The following is an 18,642-nucleotide window of genomic DNA, read 5'->3' on the forward strand; positions in this document are numbered from 1 at the left end:
AGCAGTGTAGCAAATGCAACGCCGCCGCCCCTGAGGACCCGCATCCCCCCGTATCCTATTGCATACCAGGGGCGGCGTATGTCGCGTTGCGTCAAGACAAAGGTTGAAAAATTGTTGTTTTACGTTGCCCTGCCAACGATTGAAAGGAACACAGTCGCTAGTTGGCTTCCGCCTGTTCAGTGTTGAACCCGTTCGGTTGTTTGTATGCACAAGCATCCAGGGCCAGACAAACCTCAGTTATGGAAAAGGGCTTTTGCAAAGAGCAGCAGACCCCCAGTTTTTCAGCGACGCGGAGGAACAGATCACCATGCAGGCTCTTCCCCCCTCCGGAAAGAGCTATGGCGGGGATTTCCTTGCCGCGACGCCTGAGTTCGCACAGGAATTCAAAACCATCCATGACAGGCATGAACACGTCGGTCAAAACGATGTCCGCCTGGATATTTTCTATAGCCTCAAGAGCTTGCTTGCCGTTTTCGGCCTCGTGGGTTTCATGACCCAGTAGTCCGAGACCGCGCACGAGCATCTTCCTGATGTTCTGATCGTCATCAACAATCAAAATGCGCATTGCAGCCTCCATTTGTTTGCTTACAAATCTGATTACAATATTGGTGCCAAAACTCTAGAGAATGGAGTGCATATCATTTCAAGGTGTTCACGCCATGTCGCAGATAATGCGAGGTGAAAAGCGTCATGCCAAAACAGACAGTGTAAACTGGGAGATTACACCTGTTGTCTGCAAAACCGGATAAGCACGGTAAAAAAGGCGGGGATTAGCCGGCTGGCTTACACTTCAGGACATGAAAAGGGGGCGCGGCAATGGGGCAGAAAGCGTACTCTTCAAGTGGCGATGTTCGTTTGTTGCTGGGTCAGAAATCATTGCGCACAATGCCGTGCTTGCGCAACAACTCATGCAGACGTTGCCGCGAAAGGCCCGATACGCCTGCAGCCCGGGTGACGTTGCCCTCGCAGGTTTTCATAAGGTCCTGGAGGTAGACGTTTTCCAAGTGCTCCAGACCCTGTTCACGAACATCGCGCCAGGGGAGAAGTGAGCCGTCAGCGGCAAAATGGGGTGCATGGTATAAGACCGTGGAGTTTGTGGGCGGGGTATGCGTTTGTGTGTTTGGGAGGGACCCCTGCACCTTGGCAACACGCAAGTGCGCCGGCAAATGGGTGGCATACAGTGAAGCTTCATGCTTGCCGGCAAGCATGGCGCGCTCCACCGAACTGAACAGTTCGCGCACGTTGCCCGGCCAGTTGTAGGCTTCAAGGGTCTCTATAAAGTCTTCAGTCAGTTGTTTTGACGGCAGAGAGTATCGCGCGCACAGGCATTCCATTTGGAATGTGGCAAGGGCAACGATGTCCTCCTTGCGATCCCGCAACGGGGGGAGGTTGATGGAGATGGTGCGGAGACGGAAAAGTAAGTCTTCACGAAATCCGCCTGCTGCGGACATGGCATCCAGGTTTTTGTTTGTTGCCGCCAGCAGCCTGAAATCGCTGGTTTGCTCTTTGCCCCCCCCTAAGGGGCGGAAGCTTTTTTCCTGCAGCACGCGTAAAAAAGAGCGCTGTTGCGAAAGGGGCAGTTCGCCCACTTCATCCAGGAACAGCGTGCCCTTGTCCGCCAGTGATACAAGGCCCTCACGCGCCATATTCGCGCCAGTAAAGGCGCCCTTGGCGTGGCCAAAGAGTTCGGCTTCGAGCAGGTTTTCAGGCAGGGCGCCGCAATCCACAACCACAAACGGCTGGTTCGCGCGGGAACTCCCGTCATGTATGGCCCGTGCTATCAGTTCCTTGCCTGTACCGGTTTCGCCTTCAATGAGCACAGCGGCGTCGCTGTCCGCCGCCATGGCGGTGCGGCGCAGGCATTGCTGCAAGGCTTCACTGCTGCCAATGATGTTGGCGGCAGGCATTCTGGCAGGGGGGGAAAGCTTTTTCTGTTCCCTGTAGTCCAGAGCCCGCAGCAGCGGCAGGGTAATCTTGTCCAGGGAGCTGGGCTTCTGGATATAGTCCCATGCGCCGCTGTTGATTGCCAGTTCCGCTCCGTCCGCATCTCCCTCGCCGGTTACGATGATGATTTCCGGGTGCCCAGGACTCTCCATGAATTGGGGGATGGCCTTGAGCCCATTACCATCCGGGAGACGCACGTCCAGGAAGATGACATCCATTTCCTGTTCCTCGGCCAGTTCCAGCCCCTGAGTCAGGGTATGCGCCTGAAGAACGTTGTAGCCTTTCATGGCTACAGCGGTCTTAAGCATCTTATTGAAAAGGGCGTCGTCGTCCACGATCAGGATATGGGCCATCCGCTGTACCTCATTATTGTCCCAGGGGGACAAGAGCTGCATACAATTCGCGTGAGAAGTCCTCCAGTTGCAAGGGCTTGGGCAAAATAGCGCGAATACCGGCACGCTCTGTTTCTTTTTGATCAAGGCTTTCAGCATACCCGGAGATAAGCAGCACAGGCAGGTCGGGACGGATCGTGTGCAGGGCCTTGGCCAGTTCCAGGCCACGCAAACCCGGCATTATCTGGTCGGTCAACAGCAGATCGAAAGCATCCGGGGATGTCTCGAACAGTTGCAGCGCCTTCAGGCCGTCCGTGGTGTGGGTGCTCTCATAGCCAAGGACCTTGAGCATCCGTGTCAGGCTTCTGGCAACCACATCGTCATCTTCGACAAGAAGAATGCGCCCCTGACCGGGGATTATCCGTTTTTTGCTGTCTGCTTCGGGGATTTCCTCCTGAAGTTGTTTGGCCAGGGGGAGCAATATCGTCACTGTAGTGCCCTCGCCTGGAGAGCTTTCCAAGTCCATTGTGCCTTTCAGATCCTGGACTACGCCGTGAACAATGGACAACCCCAAACCTGTTCCCTCACCAGGGGCCTTGGTGGTGAAAAAGGGCTCGAAAACGCGTTCCGTGTATTCCCGGGGAATACCGCTGCCCGTATCGCTGACGCTGAGACGTAAATACTCTTTATTCTCCAGGGTAGGGTACTTGGCGCGTTCGGCGCCGGTGGGCGCATCCCGGGTGAGATCAATGTGCAGCACGCCTCCGTTTTGCCCCATGGCTTGTCCGGCATTGGTGCAGAGATTGAGCACGAGTTGTTGCAATTCAGAAGGGGCGGCCACAACAAACATCGGGTCAATACTCAGGTTGGATTCGATGACAATGTATGACGGTAAGGTGGAGCGGAGCAGTTTGAGCGATTCCTTGACCAGGGGTTGGACCTCTATGGGATTTCTATCCTGGGGAGTCTGGCGGCTGAAGGTGAGGATGTTGTGCACAAGTTCGGCGCCACGATGGCTGCCGGTGATGATGTCCTGCAGACTGTCACGCACCGAGACCTGTTCTTCGGGGATTTCCATGAGGGCTATTTCTGCAAACCCCATGATGGCGGCAAGAATGTTGTTGAAGTCGTGGGCAATGCCCCCGGCCAGGGTGCCTATGGCTTCCATTTTTTGGGCCTGACGCAGTTGTGTTTCCAGCCGGTTCTTTTCGGTCACGTCTCGCATCAACGCCACAAAATTGATAATGGCGCCGGTGGCGTCCCGTACGGGGGAGATGGTCGACTCGGCCTCGTACAGGTTTCCATCGCGATGTCTGTTGATAAAGCGCCCCTGCCAGACTTGACCATTTTTGATGGTTCTCCAGAGGGCTTCATGAAAGGTTTGATCATGATGCCCGGAAGACAGGACCCGTGGCGTCCGGCCGAGCACTTCTGAACGGGAGTAGCCTGTAGTGCTTTCGAAGGCCGGGTTCACATATTGGTATACGCCTTCCGGGGTGGTGATGGAGATGGCTTCACTGGCTTGTTCGATGGCGGTTACCAGCAGCGAATACTCTTCCGCAGCGCGTTTGCGCTCCGTAATGTCCTGCAAAATACCCTGGTAATGTACTGCGCGGCCTGAAGCATCGCGTGTTATGTTGCCAGTAACAAAGCCGTAGCGGATCTGTTTGTTGGTGCGGACATATCGAAATTCGGCAGCAAAATCGTTGCGTCTCTGCTTTGCCTCTTCGAACATGTTGCGGATTCGCTCCCTGTCGTCCTGGTGAATGTGACTCAGGAATTGTTCAAGGGAGTTGGGAACTTCGCCGGGTGCATACCCCAGCAGCCTGTAAAGTTCATCGGACCAGTACCCTCTGCCGCTGACTAGATCACGTTCATAACTTGCCATTCGCGCGATGCGTTGGGCATCGGTGAGTCTTTTTTCGCTGGCCTGGAGCGCCAGGTGTGCGTTTTCCAGCTCGCTTATGTCCCTGGTGACGCAGATGACGCTGCGTATGCGCCCCTGTTCGTCACGATCGGGTGCGAGGCGCGAGTGCATTACCAGGCTTGTCCCTCTGTTATGAAGGCCGAATTGGATATTGCACTCTTCACCAGTCTGAAAAACTTCCAGTATGGCGTTGCTCAATACGGAGGTTGTTTCCGGCGCCAGTTCCATCTCCGCAAGGGTTTTGCCCAAAAAGTCTTCACGGGGGATGCCTATGGCCCGGCTTAAAGCCTGGTTGACAAAGATGTGTCGTAATTCCCTATCGAAACGGGCGATATAGTCAGGTATGGCGTCTGCGAGCAGGGCGAGTTCACGGCGCCCTGCTTCTATGTTTTGTTCTATGCGTTTACGGGAGGTAATGTCTTCGACCACAACGATGAAATATGCTGGAGCGCCCCATTTGTTATGGGCAAGAGAAATTGTGGTCAGACACCAGAAGTATTCTTCTTCGTTGCGTTGCAGGCGTTGCTCAATGGAGAATTGCTTGGCAGCTCCATTGAGAAGAGAGTGCATTCCCGAATCCAGCTCTTGCCGGGCCTCAGGAAAAAACAGGTCGGACAGCTTTTTGGTGCGCAGACTTTGCCGGTTGTATCCAGCCAAGCGACACATGGTTGCATTGACGTTGGCGAACATGCCCTTCAGCGAAAGGTGGCAGATGCCCACGGCGGCCTGCTCAAAGGTTGCACGAAAGCGCTCTTCGCTTTCTTCAAGCGCGGCAAGCATCTTGCTGTCTGCAGCCTTGCGACGCAGTGACAGCAGGCTGTCCGTGAGGTCGTCGGCAACCTTTGCAAGCGTATCCAGTTCTTCTGACGGAAAGGAGGTTTTCTGCCCTGTATAAAGGGTCAGTGCGCCGATTGCTTCACCATTGTCTACCAAAGGGAGGGCGATAGCAGCATGGAAGCCGCTGGCAATGGCAAGATCACGCAAGGGGCCGGATGGAATCGAGGCCGGCATGTCTCGCTCAACGGAGATATTCAAACTGGAAAGGGTCGCCAGAGTGACATGATTTGTATTGCTTTTCAGTATCGCAGGGAGTTGTTGGGCCCAGGCGGCAGGTTTACCATGGCTGGTTGCTATTGCAACGCCAGATGCCGTTTCCGTGGTGGGCGCCCCCACCCAGGCGAATTTGTAGCCACCCTCCTCAACCAAGTGTCTGCAAACCATGGACAGAAGCTCAATTTCTGTCGTCGCCATGTTCCGGGATTCGTTGCACGCGGCAATAAGCTGCATGGCCCGGTTTGCCGTACGGAGTTTTTCTTCGATGTTCCGGCGCGCTTCGATTTCGAGCAGGGACCCTGTACAGCGAGGGCGTGCTGTAGCGCCATTCTCCACAGGATGGTGAGAACTGCCCTGTAGCAGTACCCAATGCCAGTTCTTGTCATCAGAATCATTTTGCTCAGGGGGGGCGATGCGTATTTCGCAGGAAAAATGCTCGTTGGGGCGCTCAAAGCTGTGTGCTATCTGCTCTTCAAAAACAGGCAGGTCCTGCGGATGGATGCATTTGTCTATGCTGGCTCTTTGCGAATCCTGAAACGCTGCAAATGGAGCGTTGTGCGGCAATATCTCCAGTTCACGGGTATCAGGGGTGTATACGAAACCCGCTGCTTGTGAATGTTCCATGATCTGGCGGAGCTGTCTGAGTGTTTCCTGCTTCTGCTCCAAAGATTTGTGGAAGCGGGTGGTGGTGTCCTTAACGAGCCAGTAGACCAGTACGGCCGAGATGCAGACAAAGAGCCAGATTTTATGCTCTTGCCACATCAGGGCGGTGATTTCATTGGGCGCCAGCAGAATCAGCAGATCTTCGGAATAAAATATCCAAAGCAATGCCACGAGAAAATATGTGAGTGCGATCCGTAGTGGCGATTTTTTGGAGGGCTGCTGCGGCATGCTCACCTGTCTCTCAAATAAAGAAGGGGTTATTCCTATTAAATGGACGTCAGGCCTTTACTGAGGGCGTATTTGACCAGTTCGGCCACACTGCCGAGTTCAAGCTTTTGCATGATGCGAAATCTGTGAACGTCTACGGTTTTCGGGCTGCAGTTCAATTCCTGCCCGATGGTGCGGCTGCTTTGCCCCTCAGCAATTCTTTTGAGTACTTCGCGCTCTCTGGGGGTCAGGGAGTCGAGTCTGGATTTCTGGAGGGGGGCTTCCTTTTTTTCCAGGTAATCCTCAACCACCAGCATTGAAACATCCTGACTCAAAAAAAGTTTTCCTTCCATAACCTGGCAGATGGCTTTGACGAGCTCCTCAAATGCGCAGTCTTTGAGAATATATCCCTTTGCGCCTGCTTCGAGCATTTCAATCACAAAACGCTTTTTGGGGAACATGGAGAGGGCGATGATATGCGAATCTATGCCAAGTTCTCGAATTTTTTTGGCAGCTTCCACCCCAGAACATCTGGGCATGTGAATGTCCATGATAACCACATCCGGTAAATGCTCCTGGGCAAGCTCTATGCCTCGATTCCGTCAGATGCTTCGGCCACCACGCGCATGCCTGGTTGCTGTTCGATCATGGCTGTGAGTCCCTGCCGCAAAATGGCGTGATCGTCAGCCAACAGCACCGTGCATTGAATATCATGTTCGCCTGGCATCATTCTGCAGACTCCGCCTGCATGGAAGAAAGCCTGGGGGTGACAAGAACTATACATGCGCCGGATGTTTTAGGAGGTAGAATTTGCAGGGCCCCGCCAATGAGGTCCAGGCGCTCCCTGATACTGGATAAACCAAATCCGGATTCTTTGGAGATGGATGGCTGCAGGGAAGAATGCGGCATCCCTTTGCCATTGTCTTCAACCTTGATTCTGATGTTTTGTTCGTCCTGATCCAGGGTGATAACCACCGAGGTTGCATTGGCGTGCTTGATGGCATTGACGAGCAGTTCCCTGGCCATCTGAAAAAGCATGATCTGAAGTTCCTGGTTCAGATCGAGGGGAGATGCGCATAAGGTTTCACAGCTGGTCTCGATACCGTATCTGCTCTGAAATTCTTCGGCCAATTCTCCCAAGGCGGCTTCGAATGTGGTGTCATAAAGGTCAGGGGCGCCCATTTCCCAGATGAGCCCTCTGCTTTGGCCGATCATTTTTTTGATGAGCTCCAGAAGCTCGTCGCATTTATCCGCCTGACCGGCCTCGGCCAGGTTTTGGCGCAGGGACGAGAGGCTGATACGGGCCAGGGCCAGGTCCTGACTGATGCCGTCGTGCAGCTCCAGGGCCAGACGGCAGCGCTCGCGTTGTTCCGCCATGGAGAGTTCCAGGGCCAGCCGCCGCATGCGGGTACGATATTCGAGCAACTCGCGTTTGCTCCTTTCGAATTCGTGGATATTCTTGAGCAGAAGCTTGTTGGTTCTGGTAAGTTCGCTTGTGCGCAACAGTACCTTGCGTTCGAGGAGGGCGTGGTCTGTATTGCCCCCTTCAGGCAACGCGATATGGGGCGTTTCGATGCACAGCTCACATTGGCCCGCTTCTGTGGCGCGTAAGGAGCACAGGCAGGTCACTATCTCGCCATCCCCGCGCCGCAGGGGAATAGCTTCTACAACGGTTTCGCCAGTGGCAAGAAAACGCTGCAGAAAGACCTTGAACATTCCTGTGTGCAGGCTGAAATCGTGTATGAAGTCTGCTTCTTTTATTTTCTCCGCTGTCGTGCCCAGCAGGGCAAGCGCCTCTTGGGTAAACGAGCTCACGCGCCCCTCAGGGGTTATTCGCAGCCTGGCCTTGTGGAGAGAATCGAACAGGACAGCGCCTTCCTCCTGCACGGACGCAGGGGGCGTTAATCCTTCGATGGACGGAGTGTTCTCCTGTGGGGTGATGTCCTTACAGCTCGCGATTACTTTGCGCTGGCCAGTTTCCAGGTCACGCATGGGCGTATAGCTGATGTCCATGAGCCGCTGGCCTTTGTCCAGGAGGTGCATCCATATACTGAAATGAATGTGCTCCCCGGCCAGGCAGCGGTTGAGCCTTGGCTGGAGCTGCGTCTGCAATGTGTCTGTACCCACCATTTCGCCAAGCGAGCGGCCGATCAGCTTGGATCTTTCGATGCCATACGCTTTACATAAGGCTTGGTTGACGAATTCGAAGCGGTACTGCTGGTTGAGAATCGCGATGCCTTCCCTGCTGACGGAAATGGCGTTTTCCAAGGAATGAATACGTGCGGTGGCATGGATTTCATTGCTTGCGTCCTGAAGAATGACGATGAGGCACGGATTCCCGCTTGCGTCATCAGCAATTTGCCTGATGAAACGCACGAATTTTTGCTTGCCCTGGATGACCAGCGAGACTTCCGTGGAGGGGCCCTTTTGGGGAGGGGGAGACTCAAAGGCCTGAATGTCGTCGGCCTTGATCTGGCTGATGTCGTTGCACGGGAAAAGAACAGTGATGCCCTGCCCTGTCAGGCTTGCCTCCGGTTTGCCCAGAAAATCGCACGCGGCTTCATTGGCATGAATGCATTGCAGCCATTGGTCGAGAATATAGACCGGTACTGGTAAATTGCTGTACGCCATAAAAGGCGAGCTGTTTGCCTCCTCTGCAAAATCACCGGGTTGCGATGAGGACGTGGCTGCACTATGGGAGGGTATATCGTTCATATTGGTCATTTACCATAAGCCGTAGCGGAGAAAAAGAGTCTCTATTTGCCCGTAGAATTTGGGTCTCTGCCGGGCTGGATTGCATAGTGTTTTGCTGTGCGTATAAAAAATAACAAATAGCATGCTGCCAGAAATAGCAAGAGGAGGGCGTATGAAATTCGTCCTGGACGCCTCGATGAAAACCGGAATTTCAAGCGTGGATGAACAGCATGAACTGCTTTTTGGCATGATTGAGGAATTGGTTGAACAAGTAGGCATGGGAGAGGAGCGTCAGGCTGCCTATGATGCGTTGCAAGGCCTCAAAACCTATGCTGCTTTTCATTTCACTGATGAGGAAGAACTCATGCGACAAAGCGGATTCCCGAAAGTTGACGAGCACGCTCAAGCGCATCGGGAGTTTGTCCAGCGCATTGATGACATTGAAAAAGAAGTCAAAAACGACAGCGCCCAGGCCGCCAAGGACCTGCTACGTTTTCTCTATGATTGGCTGGTGCTGCACATCAAGGGCATGGATATGGCCTTCGTGCCCACTGTCAAAGCATAAAACAGCCAATATTTCGGGCATGTCTCTTCAGGTTGTTGCCACTGGCAAAGCTTCAGGCTGCCGGTGGGAGCAGCGTCACTCCTGCTTCTCCTGGGTTTCGGGGTCAGAGAAAAACAGGCCGGAATCATGCACATGCCCTGGCTTGACCAACGTCACAAGACAGCGAAGCTGGCGAGACGTGTTGTCGTCTTCATTGTTCGTGGAGGAGGCGCCCTCGTCATCTGAAGGTCTGGTGAGCTGCACCGTCCCGAAGTTCTTTTGCACCGCCAGCCTGGCGATGCTCAAACCCAAGCCTGTGCCGTAAGGTTTGGTAGAGTGAAAAGGCTGGAACAGTCCTTCAAGGTCGGTAGTCTCGGGGAGCTCGCCCACATTGCAAAGCTCCACCGTAATGAAGTGCTTGGAAGGGTCCTTGCCCGTTGCTACGGGCTCTTGCAACGGAGAGGCCTGCCGACTGATCAGAACAACAGGGGGGGCGTCGCCCCCTTCGTTATTGGCTTCCAGGGCGTTGTCCAGCAGGTGAAAAAACGCATCGCGGATCATTGCGGCATCCGCCTGCACCATGTCATGCGCCGGGTCCAGCTTTATCTCTGGCCTGCCTCCCTTGAGCAGCCCCTTGCCTTCGAGCTGTTCCAAAGATTCTTCAATTGCCTTGCTTACCGATACGGTTGCAAAAGATGGCTCGCTGCGCAGCACTTTGATATATTCGACAAGATCCTGGAGCATGCGCTCCATGCGGCCTGCCTCGCCAAGCATGGCTTCGAGGGACGTATGCATGGGGCCGCCCTTCTCATCGAGCCGCAACAGCCTGGAGGCCATACCGCCTATGATGGTCAGCGGGTTGCGTATCTGGTGTGCTATCCCCATCATGACATCGTTATTACAGTGGGTCTGCGCCGTGATGTAGGCGTCGGATTCGACGAGGATGCACAGATCGAACAGTTTGTCGGCCAGAATGTGCAGTGTTTCGCTATCCTCTGGCGCTACTATGTCTGTAATGGCTTGATGACTGTACCGGCGCACCTGGGAATAGGCGAGCGTGATGAAGCGATGGTCCACACCATGGGTCACATGCTGCAATCCGCTGTGCCAAAGGGTTGCCAGCATGGCATCATCGCAGGGGCGCTCCCAGAGCATGGTATACCACCCCATCCAGTTTGACTGGAGACGCTTGGGGGATGTCTGATGATCCAGAATGATTTTTGTTTGGGCCATTTTCCCCATTCTCTTGTAGAGTTCCTTGGCCATCTGCGCCCCCCGTTCCGCCATTTGTCGGGCGTACGGTTGCAGAATATCCAGTTCTTCAGAAGAGATGTTCAATTCGTTGCGAAAAAAGATGAGACGTTCAATAGGGGGGGTGGGGCGCTCCATCTGGATTCTCCCTGGATAGTATTGATGCCAAAAAATGTTGTGGTCTTCGTCAGCTTCTTACCTGCCTGAGCCAGGAGTGCTGTGCGATGGTACCTTGCGCGGCTTTGAAGCAAGCGTCAAGATTTGAAGATCAGGTATGTGTAGTTCAAAAAAAAGTCTCTGATCCCTTTTCCTTACACTACGGGTATGTTATTATATTTTAAATACGTATTACTAGGTGCGGTAGTTGCTTGCAACAAAGCTGAATAAAAAGCGCTCCTGGAGGCGTCTGCATCGATGCCAGATGCTGGTAAAAAACTGCTTGCCAACCTGGATGGGCTCAAGGCTTTTGAACTTCTTGAGCATACCAGCGATGGCTTTTATATCCTTGACCAGGACTTGCGCTTTCTCATGTTCAACAGCGCGGCCGCCCGGTTTCTCAGAAGGCACGACGACGTGCTGGGTAAAACGCTGATCGAGGCCTTTCCTCAAGCAAAAAATTCCATTTTCGAAGAAAAGTACACCCTTGCACTACAAACGCAGAAACGTATCGACTTTACCGTTTACTTTGGGGTGGAGCCTTACGAGAACTGGTACGAAGTCCGCGTTTTCCCTTGCGACGGCAATATTGCCGTTTTCTTCCGCGTGACCACGGAATACCGGCGCACGGTCATGGAATTGGCTGAATCGGATCAGCGCTACAGGGATCTTGTGGAAAATCTTCCGCAGATGATTTTTGAAATGGATATGAAAGGGCGTTTTTTGTTCTCCAATAAAGCGGGGGTGGAGTTGTTAGGGTATACCGCAGAAGAAATGGCTGCTGGTTCCGTGGGGATCAATGATGTCATTTCACAGGAAGATCAGGAAATTGCCATGGCCAATCTTCGCGCCCTCATGTCGGGGGTGAGCTTGCCGGGAGAGGATTACATTGCCTGCAAACGTAATGGAGACAGCTTTCCGATCCGGGTCTATACACATATCATCAAACGCCACGGCGTCCCCATGGGGTTGCGCGGCATAGCCCTGGATATGACGGAAATTCGCGCCACCGAAAACCGCTTGGAGGAAAGCGAACGCCACTACCGCAGTTTGTTCGAAAGCAACGGAACCGCGACCTGCATATTCTCAGAATCTGGCATCATAACTCGTTGTAATCGCGAGTTTACATTGCTTTCTGGATTCAAGAGGGGGGACGTGGAAGGCCGCAAGCACTGGACAGAATTTGTAGCCATGGAGGACCAGGAGCGGATGCGTGAGTTCCATGCGCTGCGCCTGGAACGCGATACCTCCCTCCCGCGGGAATATGGGTTTGTTTTCTTGGACAGGGAGGGAAACAAGAAAAACATTCGTCTGCGGGTTTCGCTGATTCCTGGCACGACTGATCGGATTGCCGCCTTACAGGACGTGACTGTTCTGAAAAATGCCGAAACCGAGCTTGAGCGTCTCAATAGCGACCTGGAAGAGCTGGTGGCGGCGCGCACACAGGCATTGAGCGAGAAAACCGAGCAGTTGGAAGAGGTCAACAAGCGGCTTTTGGAACTCGATATGTTGAAAGATTCTTTTCTTTCAACCGTTTCCCATGACATCCGCACGCCTTTGACATCCATTCAGGGGTTTTCAAAACTGATAAACCGGGATTTTGTAAAATATTTTCTGGTCAATGCTCTGGATGATCCGCTGCTTTCCAAAAAAGCACGTAGAATATCTGAAAATCTTGACATAATCCTTTTTGAAAGCAGCAGGTTGACGCGTCTGGTAAGCGATTTTCTGGACCTGAGTAAAATCGAAGCAGGGCGCATGGAATGGGATGACAAGCCTGTCAATCTTTCAGAAATCGTCGGCAGGGCCTTCCGGAGCGTGAGTGCGTTGCTGGAGAGCAAGCCGGAAGTCTCTCTTGAGCAGAAGGTTCCTTCCGGATTACCCCTTTTGGTTGTGGATGAAGACAGACTTTTTCAGGTGTTGCTGAACTTGTTGGACAATGCCTTGAAATTTACGGACAAAGGGAACGTACGGCTTGAAGCCGCGGCAGACGCAGGCATGGTGCTTATCCGCGTCAGCGATAGCGGGCCTGGGATCGCCACTGACCAGGTGCAAAGCATCTTCGATAAGTTTCATCAGGCAAGAATAGGCGATACTGTACGCACCAGGGCCGGCGGTTCAGGGCTTGGCCTTGCCATCTGCAAACAAATCGTTACCCACTACGGGGGTGATATCAGTGTAAAATCCCTCCCTGGTAAAGGAAGCACCTTTACTGTCAGAATACCTCAAGGCGCTTAGCCAAAAGCTTGATTCTCCTTCCCATTTAGGTAAAGATGCCTCCCTCCGAAGCCGTCGCGTTGTCTCTTCCTGACCAGCGCGGAGATTTATTTATTGGAGAAGGATGCATGGCCATTTTTTTATTTGTTGCGTCACTCTTTGCTGTGGTTATTGTCGCGTTGTTTCTCCACCAGAGAGTCGTTGAAGGTATCAGTTCCCGCATAGGCCATTATGAAAAGGCGTTACGGCTGCAGGAAAAAGAAAACAAGAAACTTCTTGGCCGCCTTGAGTCCTGCAATAATACCGTGGATAATCTGCAGCGCCAGTTGATGGAGTGCGAGCAGGAAAAGCGCGATATGGCTGCAAAACAAGCCAAAGGCTGACCTGGGGCAACAGGTTGCCTCTCTTGAAATGAAGACTCCCGCCCTTTGATTGAGAGCGGGAGTTTTTTCTTGCTTTCGACGATGGCTAGAAACGCTCGAATTCGTCGTCGTTGTAATCCGAGTCGGATAACTGCAGCGTTACCCCTTTGACGGCGGGCTTGCTTTTCTCCCCCTGCTGCAGCTGGGGCAAAGGGCGTTGTTTGCTCCGCGCGGCAGGATACGTGTCATTATCCGACAATGAGAAGAAGGTCATGGAGCTCTGTAACTGTTCTGCCTGACTGGAAAGCTCTTCTGCAGTGGACGCCATCTCCTCGGCGGCCGAGGCGTTTTGCTGCACGATTTGATCCAGCTGCTGGATTGCTTTGTTGATCTGCTCCGCGCCTGTGTTTTGCTCGTTGCTGGAAGCTGATATTTCCTGAACCAGCTCAGCTGTTTTTTGAATTTCGGGCAGGATGTTTTGCAGCATTTCGCCAGCGCGCTCCGCAACAGAAACACTTTTTGTGGACAGTTCGCTGATCTCATTGGCGGCTGCGCCGGAGCGTTCCGCCAGTTTGCGTACTTCCGCGGCCACCACTGCAAATCCTTTTCCGTGTTCGCCAGCTCGTGCGGCTTCGATTGCAGCGTTGAGGGCGAGAAGGTTTGTTTGCCGCGCAATCTCTTCAATTATCGAGATCTTTTCGGCAATATCTTTCATGGCGTCGACAGTCTGCAGCATTGCCTTGCCGCTTTCCTGTGCGTCCTCGGACAGTTTGCGAGCAATGCTGTCAGTCTGCTCAGCGTTTTGCGCATTGAGCTTGATGGCCGAGCTCATTTCTTCCATGGAGGAGGATATTTCCTCGACACTGGCGGCCTGTTCCGTTGCGCCGTTACTCATGCTCTGGCCGGAAGCGGATAGCTGCTCGCTGCCGGAGGCCACGTTGTCGGAAGCGGATTGCACTTCACGCACAACCTGGCTGAGGCGTCCGACCATGTTTTCCATATCCTGGTATACGCCACGGGTGTTTTTCGAAAAGGAAATGTTCAGGTTGCCTTTGGCGATGCTGCCTGCAATGTCTGCTATCAGTCGGGGATCGCCCCCAAGTTGCGCGAGCACGGAGCGGATTATGACCGTGGCTACAAGGACGCCAAAGATGATTGCTGCGATGCTGACAATGGAAATTATCAAATTTCCGCTTGCAGCAGACGCCTCGAGTTTGGGACCCAAGGTATTTTGATCTTCTTGTACAGAATTTTTCGCTTGTTCTAGAGCCTCGGTAATTTCCACTCCTTTCACATCGAGCTGGGTATCGATGATGCGATTGCGTGCATACAGTGTGGTCACCAGCTCTCGGAAGGCGGCAAGGTAATCTGTCATAAGTTCTCGAAGGGTAGCAATCCGCTGTCGCCTTTCCTGGTTGGCAAGATTGCTGTCGAGCTCCTCCATATATGCTTCCAAGTCTTTCATTTCCTTTTCAACACGATCCGCGTCGACCTGATTGAAGGTGGATGAGAACTTCATCACGTATAGCCTGGCAAGAAGCAGGGAGCGCATGCCGAGTGAGGCACTGTAACTCCCACTGGTATCGCCTTGTCGTTCCGTGTTTCTAAGGACTTCGGTGAAGAGCACTTCCATTTTGGGGCCGTTGACATCGAGGACATCTGAAAACAACTGGGCCCGTTTATCCATCAATTCTTTGACCTGATCAAAAGCAGTATCATAGGCCCGCAATTCTTCATCCGCCTTTACCACCAGGGGGCGGCGTTCCGGATTTTGAATCGCCTGTAATGCCTCGTCCATAAAACCTTCAGTTTGTTCCTGCCCGGTCAGGAAGTTTGCCAGGTGTTGCTCCTCCCCGGTCTGAAGGTATTTGTTCACACTCACACGTAAAGACAAAAGACTGGCCTGCACACGGCTCATCAGGTTGGTGTCCACGGCAAAACCACGGTAATGCCCGACCCCTTCCTTCAATGTTGAAATGGTAAAAAAGCCAATGATTCCCATGGCAAGTAGCATGAGTAAGATTATGCCGAAACCGAAAACCAGTTTCTTGGCAAGAGATACGTTTTTGAACATACGCCCTCCGATTGGCGGCTTTGTGAACGAAAACTGATGATCAAAGTGGCAATTGTGTGTAGTTTCTCAAATATTTTTGTATGCGCAATTATAATTACCTGCATATATAGGGAGCATGCCGTGTGTTGATGAAGGCTTCAGTAAAAAATCATTGTAGATTTTATCTAAAAAGGATTTTAATCTTGACAAAATTTACCAATATGAAAAAAACAGTTTCTGAACATTTCAAAGAGGAAATTCTGAGTATGCAGGAATCACGCACGCTGGACACACAGGATAAGAGATTGGCCGCCGTCCTCACCGAAGACGGTCAGCTTTCCGTGGCGCAGTGCGCAGAGCGTCTTGGCGTTACTGCTCCCACTGTGCGCGCCAGACTGCGCAATCTTATTGGCGATAAAGTCATGCGCCTTGGCGCCCTGGTTGATCCGTTTCGTATCAAGGGGCTAACCCTCGCCATGGTCTGCCTGACGCTACAGAGCCACGACCAGCTCGACGCAAAGCTCGAGCAGATTGGGGAGCTGGAAAACGTGACTTGGGCAGCTGTGGTTACCGGACGCTATGACATCATGGTCGAGGTGGCGCTGACAGACGACATCGCCGATCTTTACAGGTTTTTACACGAGGATTTACCCCAGATAGGGGGCATCAGTTCCAGTGAATCGTTCGTGGTCATGAAGGGCAAGCGGAAATGGACCCTTTTGCCCCAGGGCCTGCGCGCCCGTTTTCTCAGCACAAATCAATCTTAATGGAGTGAGCAATGATCATCGGTACGCCAAAGGAAATCAAAAACAGTGAAAACAGGGTGGGTCTGGTGCCTGCTGGCGTGCAGGCTCTCAGTGCAGCTGGTAACGAAGTGCTTATCGAGAAAGGCGCCGGTCTCGGCTCCGGCGTGACCGATGAAGCCTACGTACAGGCAGGAGCCACTATTGTGGATACTGCCGCCGAGGTCTGGAAACGTGCCGAGATGATTATAAAGGTCAAGGAGCCTTTGGCCCCTGAATTCCCCATGATGCACAAGGGGCAGATTCTGTTCACCTACCTGCACCTGGCCCCCGATGCCGAACAAACCAAGGCCTTGCTCGAGCGTGAAGTCATTGGTGTGGCGTACGAGACCATTCAACTTCCTGACCGCTCATTGCCGCTGCTCACGCCCATGAGTGAAGTCGCCGGCCGGATGGCTGCTCAGGTGGGCGCCACCTACCTTGGCAAAAGCCATGGAGGGCGCGGCGTGCTGCTGGGCGGCGTGCCCGGTGTGCGTCGTGGCGTCGTCACCATCATCGGCGGCGGCGTTGTTGGCGTGAATGCCGCCAAAATCGCGGTTGGCCTGGGCGCTCAGGTTTATCTGTTGGATATCAACCAGGCGCGGCTGGCCTATTTGGATGACATCTTCGGCAACAGTATCAACACTGTGATGTCCAACCGTGAGAACATCGCTTCTCTGGTGGCCGATTCCGATCTGGTCATTGGCTCCGTGCTGATCCCCGGCGCTCGCGCTCCCTGGCTGGTAAGCCGGGAAATGATCAAGACCATGCGCCCCGGTTCCGTTGTGGTGGACGTCGCCATTGACCAGGGCGGTTGCTTCGAGACCAGTCACCCCACTTCGCACCAGGATCCCGTCTATGTTGTTGATGATGTTGTGCACTACTGCGTAGCCAACATCCCCGGCGAGGTTGCCTGCACCTCTACCTATGCCTTGACCAACGTGACCATGCCCTATGCACTGGCCATAGCCAAAAAGGGTTTGAAAAAAGCCGTCATGGAGGACGCCGCGCTGGCCAAGGGCGTCAACGTTTACGAAGGCAAGGTCACCTGTGCAGCAGTGGGTGAAAGTCTTGGTTACGAATGTGTGGATGTAGCCACCTTGATGTAACATTCCCTGTTCTATCGTTTTACTTTTCAGGGCCCGCATTGCTTTTCATTGCAAGGCGGGCCCTTTTTGCGTTTTTGCACGACGATTAGCTCAATTGACTGCATTGGGAAAGGTTTGTACAGAATGAGACATGCTGTAACTGTATAGCGGTGTTTACACCGAGAGCCCTGCGCCCTGATCAGGCAGGGGGGCTGTTTTCAGGCATTCCAGATCACTACGATAGAGGGACGTTCTGGTCGAGACACCTGGCAGGAGCGACAGCGCATGGCTCAAATAGATGCTTTTTTCAAAATGCTGCATGAAAACGGCGGTTCGGACTTGCATTTGTCCAGTGGTTCGCAACCGGTGGTTCGTATCCGTGGGGAACTGCAACGCGTCAAGTATAAGATGCTTACCCACGATGAACTTAAACAATTGCTCTACGAGATAACTCCTGAAGAGAAGATCAAGGAGTTTGAAGAAACTGGTGACGTGGACTTTGGCTATGAAGTGCCGAACTTGGCCCGTTACCGTGTGAACTATTTCATGCAGAGTCGCGGTATTGCGGCTGCTTTCCGTGAAATTCCGGAAAAGATTCTGACCATTGAACAGCTGGGCTTGCCGGCGCTTTTGAAACAGCTTGCTTCCCTGCCAAAAGGCCTGGTGCTGGTCACCGGCCCCACGGGCTCGGGTAAGTCCACTACCCTGGCAGCTATTCTGGATCACGCCAACAAGACACGCAAGGACCACATCCTTTCAATCGAAGACCCCATCGAGTTTGTGCACCAGCCCCAGAGCTGCTTGATAAACCAACGTGAAGTGGGGCGTGACACCAAATCCTTCAAGGCCGCCCTGCGCGGCGCCCTGCGTGAAGACCCGGATATCATCCTGGTCGGTGAAATGCGCGACCTGGAAACCATACAACTGGCTCTGGAAGCGGCAGAAACCGGTCACCTGGTGTTTTCCACCCTGCACACCATATCCGCACCTAAAACCATCGACCGTATCATCGAGGTCTTTCCAGGCGACCTGCAGGAACAGGTGCGCAACGCTTTGGCGGAGTCATTACGCGCGGTCATAGCCCAGACCCTTTTCAGACGCATAGACAAGCCCGGACGTGTGGCGGCGTTGGAGATGCTCCTGGGTATTCCTTCGGTGCGCAACCTGATCCGTGACAACAAGACATATCAGCTTAATTCCGTCATTGAGACGAGCAAGAACAAGGGCATGCAAACGCTGGATGATGAAATCCGCAAGCTCCTGGAAAAGAATATGATCGACCCCAATGACGCGTATAGCAAGTGTGTGGATAAGAAACGCTTTCTGCAATACCTGACCAAGCCCCCCGAGGACTTTACGGAGCAATAGA

14 protein-coding genes are annotated in these 18,642 nt (G+C 53.2%); 6 read left to right on the top strand and 8 right to left on the bottom strand.

Annotated elements, in window-relative coordinates; genetic code table 11:
* Positions 1-157: 157 nt before the first annotated feature.
* The 6 genes from ACZ5EH_RS13665 to ACZ5EH_RS13690 form a co-directional block, all read right to left on the bottom strand.
* Complete coding sequence (locus tag ACZ5EH_RS13665; protein WP_464274435.1) at positions 158-565, bottom strand: response regulator transcription factor; 408 nt, start codon at positions 563-565, stop codon at positions 158-160.
* A gap of 301 nt (positions 566-866) precedes the next feature.
* Positions 867-2,297 carry a sigma-54-dependent transcriptional regulator gene (locus ACZ5EH_RS13670; RefSeq protein WP_464274436.1) on the bottom strand — a complete coding sequence of 477 codons (1,431 nt, stop codon included), beginning with the start codon at positions 2,295-2,297 and terminating at the stop codon, positions 867-869.
* Positions 2,298-2,310: 13 nt separating this feature from the next.
* The gene (locus tag ACZ5EH_RS13675) at positions 2,311-6,147 is read right to left on the bottom strand and encodes a PAS domain S-box protein (RefSeq protein WP_464274437.1); all 3,837 of its coding nucleotides are present in this window, start codon (positions 6,145-6,147) and stop codon (positions 2,311-2,313) included.
* A 38-nt stretch (positions 6,148-6,185) separates the two neighbouring features.
* Positions 6,186-6,665 (bottom strand): response regulator transcription factor, encoded by a 480-nt coding sequence (locus ACZ5EH_RS13680; protein ID WP_464274438.1) that lies wholly within the window; start codon positions 6,663-6,665, stop codon positions 6,186-6,188.
* A 47-nt stretch (positions 6,666-6,712) separates the two neighbouring features.
* Positions 6,713-6,856: a hypothetical protein gene (locus ACZ5EH_RS13685; RefSeq protein ID WP_464274439.1), complete on the bottom strand. Its 144-nt coding sequence runs from the start codon at positions 6,854-6,856 to the stop codon at positions 6,713-6,715.
* Positions 6,853-8,841 carry a PAS domain-containing sensor histidine kinase gene (locus tag ACZ5EH_RS13690; protein WP_464274440.1) on the bottom strand — a complete coding sequence of 663 codons (1,989 nt, stop codon included), beginning with the start codon at positions 8,839-8,841 and terminating at the stop codon, positions 6,853-6,855. The genes ACZ5EH_RS13685 and ACZ5EH_RS13690 overlap by 4 nt, the downstream gene beginning before the upstream one ends.
* A gap of 151 nt (positions 8,842-8,992) precedes the next feature.
* Here ACZ5EH_RS13690 and ACZ5EH_RS13695 point away from each other — a divergent pair, with 151 nt between their 5' ends.
* Positions 8,993-9,385 (top strand): bacteriohemerythrin, encoded by a 393-nt coding sequence (locus ACZ5EH_RS13695; protein ID WP_464274441.1) that lies wholly within the window; start codon positions 8,993-8,995, stop codon positions 9,383-9,385.
* Between the two features lie 75 nt (positions 9,386-9,460).
* On the opposite strand, the gene ACZ5EH_RS13700 is transcribed toward ACZ5EH_RS13695, so the two are convergent.
* The gene (locus ACZ5EH_RS13700) at positions 9,461-10,753 is read right to left on the bottom strand and encodes a histidine kinase dimerization/phospho-acceptor domain-containing protein (RefSeq protein ID WP_464274442.1); all 1,293 of its coding nucleotides are present in this window, start codon (positions 10,751-10,753) and stop codon (positions 9,461-9,463) included.
* A 276-nt stretch (positions 10,754-11,029) separates the two neighbouring features.
* Here ACZ5EH_RS13700 and ACZ5EH_RS13705 point away from each other — a divergent pair, with 276 nt between their 5' ends.
* Both ACZ5EH_RS13705 and ACZ5EH_RS13710 read left to right on the top strand, forming a co-directional pair.
* Entirely contained in the window at positions 11,030-13,009 is a 1,980-nt protein-coding gene (locus ACZ5EH_RS13705) for a sensor histidine kinase (protein ID WP_464274443.1), read from the top strand.
* A 107-nt stretch (positions 13,010-13,116) separates the two neighbouring features.
* Positions 13,117-13,371, top strand: a complete 255-nt coding sequence (locus tag ACZ5EH_RS13710) for a hypothetical protein (RefSeq protein WP_464274444.1) — start codon at positions 13,117-13,119, stop codon at positions 13,369-13,371.
* A gap of 85 nt (positions 13,372-13,456) precedes the next feature.
* On the opposite strand, the gene ACZ5EH_RS13715 is transcribed toward ACZ5EH_RS13710, so the two are convergent.
* Positions 13,457-15,424, bottom strand: coding sequence for a HAMP domain-containing methyl-accepting chemotaxis protein (locus ACZ5EH_RS13715; protein ID WP_464274445.1), 1,968 nt, complete (start codon positions 15,422-15,424; stop codon positions 13,457-13,459).
* A gap of 245 nt (positions 15,425-15,669) precedes the next feature.
* On the opposite strand from ACZ5EH_RS13715, the gene ACZ5EH_RS13720 reads away from it, so the two are divergent.
* From ACZ5EH_RS13720 to ACZ5EH_RS13730, 3 genes are all read left to right on the top strand, one after another.
* Positions 15,670-16,170 (top strand): Lrp/AsnC family transcriptional regulator, encoded by a 501-nt coding sequence (locus tag ACZ5EH_RS13720; RefSeq protein ID WP_464274446.1) that lies wholly within the window; start codon positions 15,670-15,672, stop codon positions 16,168-16,170.
* 11 nt (positions 16,171-16,181) lie between these two features.
* Entirely contained in the window at positions 16,182-17,294 is a 1,113-nt protein-coding gene (gene ald, locus ACZ5EH_RS13725; protein WP_464274447.1) for an alanine dehydrogenase, read from the top strand.
* Positions 17,295-17,558: 264 nt separating this feature from the next.
* Complete coding sequence (locus ACZ5EH_RS13730; RefSeq protein WP_464274448.1) at positions 17,559-18,641, top strand: type IV pilus twitching motility protein PilT; 1,083 nt, start codon at positions 17,559-17,561, stop codon at positions 18,639-18,641.
* Position 18,642: the final 1 nt, after the last annotated feature.

It is taken from the genome of Desulfovibrio biadhensis (assembly GCF_055388615.1).

Bases quoted from the DNA above. Each gene is read 5' to 3' on its own strand.
- ACZ5EH_RS13710 (WP_464274444.1), top strand. From the start codon at position 13,117: ATGGCCATTTTTTTATTTGTTGCGTCACTCTTTGCTGTGGTTATTGTC.
- ACZ5EH_RS13680 (WP_464274438.1), bottom strand. From the start codon at position 6,665: ATGCCCAGATGTTCTGGGGTGGAAGCTGCCAAAAAAATTCGAGAACTT.
- ACZ5EH_RS13685 (WP_464274439.1), bottom strand. From the start codon at position 6,856: ATGATGCCAGGCGAACATGATATTCAATGCACGGTGCTGTTGGCTGAC.
- ald (WP_464274447.1), top strand. From the start codon at position 16,182: ATGATCATCGGTACGCCAAAGGAAATCAAAAACAGTGAAAACAGGGTG.
- ACZ5EH_RS13715 (WP_464274445.1), bottom strand. From the start codon at position 15,424: ATGTTCAAAAACGTATCTCTTGCCAAGAAACTGGTTTTCGGTTTCGGC.
- ACZ5EH_RS13720 (WP_464274446.1), top strand. From the start codon at position 15,670: ATGCAGGAATCACGCACGCTGGACACACAGGATAAGAGATTGGCCGCC.
- ACZ5EH_RS13700 (WP_464274442.1), bottom strand. From the start codon at position 10,753: ATGGAGCGCCCCACCCCCCCTATTGAACGTCTCATCTTTTTTCGCAAC.
- ACZ5EH_RS13695 (WP_464274441.1), top strand. From the start codon at position 8,993: ATGAAATTCGTCCTGGACGCCTCGATGAAAACCGGAATTTCAAGCGTG.
- ACZ5EH_RS13665 (WP_464274435.1), bottom strand. From the start codon at position 565: ATGCGCATTTTGATTGTTGATGACGATCAGAACATCAGGAAGATGCTC.
- ACZ5EH_RS13705 (WP_464274443.1), top strand. From the start codon at position 11,030: ATGCCAGATGCTGGTAAAAAACTGCTTGCCAACCTGGATGGGCTCAAG.
- ACZ5EH_RS13730 (WP_464274448.1), top strand. From the start codon at position 17,559: ATGGCTCAAATAGATGCTTTTTTCAAAATGCTGCATGAAAACGGCGGT.
- ACZ5EH_RS13670 (WP_464274436.1), bottom strand. From the start codon at position 2,297: ATGGCCCATATCCTGATCGTGGACGACGACGCCCTTTTCAATAAGATG.
- ACZ5EH_RS13690 (WP_464274440.1), bottom strand. From the start codon at position 8,841: ATGAACGATATACCCTCCCATAGTGCAGCCACGTCCTCATCGCAACCC.
- ACZ5EH_RS13675 (WP_464274437.1), bottom strand. From the start codon at position 6,147: ATGCCGCAGCAGCCCTCCAAAAAATCGCCACTACGGATCGCACTCACA.